The following is a 1,139-nucleotide window of genomic DNA, read 5'->3' on the forward strand; positions in this document are numbered from 1 at the left end:
TATCACCTGGTGTAGTTGTGTCTACTGGTGTCTTGAACTCTACTGTTGTGCCCTTAGGAAGATCTCCGACATTACCGATTGAATCTTTAGCAGATGGTTTATCTCCTGGTTTAACAGTTTGATCTTTACCTGTTGGAGTGTTCTTGTCTGCGTCAGATGTCTTCTCTGGATCTTTTACAGTTACTTTAACTGGTACTTCATCCTTAGATCCATCTGGGTATGTCACAACGACTGTAGCGTCTTTGTCACCTGGGGTAGTTGTGTCTACTGGTGTCTTGAACTCTACTGTTGTTCCTTCTGGAAGATCACCTACATTACCGATTGAATCTTTGGCAGATGGTTTATCTCCTGGTTTAACAGTTTGATCTTTCGCTGTTGGAGTGTTCTTGTCTGCATCAGATGTCTTCTCTGGATCTTTTACAGTTACTTTAACTGGTACTTCATCCTTAGATCCATCTGGGTATGTCACAACGACTGTAGCGTCTTTGTCACCTGGGGTAGTTGTGTCTACTGGTGTCTTGAACTCTACTGTTGTTCCTTCTGGAAGATCACCTACATTGCCGATTGAATCTTTGGCAGATGGTTTATCTCCTGGTTTAACAGTTTGATCTTTCGCTGTTGGAGTGTTGTTGTCTGCATCAGATGTCTTCTCTGGATCTTTTACAGTTACTTTAACTGGTACTTCATCCTTAGATCCATCTGGGTATGTTACAACGACTGTAGCGTCTTTGTCACCTGGGGTAGTTGTGTCTACTGGTGTCTTGAACTCTACTGTTGTTCCTTCTGGAAGATCACCTACATTACCGATTGAATCTTTAGCAGATGGTTTATCTCCTGGTTTAACAGTTTGATCTTTCGCTACTGGAGTGTTCTTATCTGCATCTGTTGGTTTTGAACTTGGGTCTGTAACAGTTACTTTAACTGGAACTTCTTCCTTAGAACCATCTGGGTAAGTTACAACTGCTGTCGCAGGTTTTTCACCTGGTGTTGTTGTATCTACTGGATCCTTGAAGGCTACTGTTGTACCCTTAGGAAGATCTTTCAAGTTACCGATTGAATCTTCTGCTTTTGGTTCAGTTCCTTTATCTACAGTTTGAGCTTTTGGTGTTGGCTCGTTCTTATCTGCATCTGTTGGTTTT

1 protein-coding gene is annotated in these 1,139 nt (G+C 41.9%); it reads right to left on the bottom strand.

Annotation, left to right across the window (positions count from 1 at the left end):
- The coding region (locus tag GEZ89_RS09465) for a Rib/alpha-like domain-containing protein (RefSeq protein WP_265586420.1) at positions 1 to 1,139 on the bottom strand (1,139 nt) is incomplete at both ends.

The organism is Streptococcus mitis (assembly GCF_009496285.1).
GTDB lineage: Bacteria > Bacillota > Bacilli > Lactobacillales > Streptococcaceae > Streptococcus > Streptococcus mitis_BP.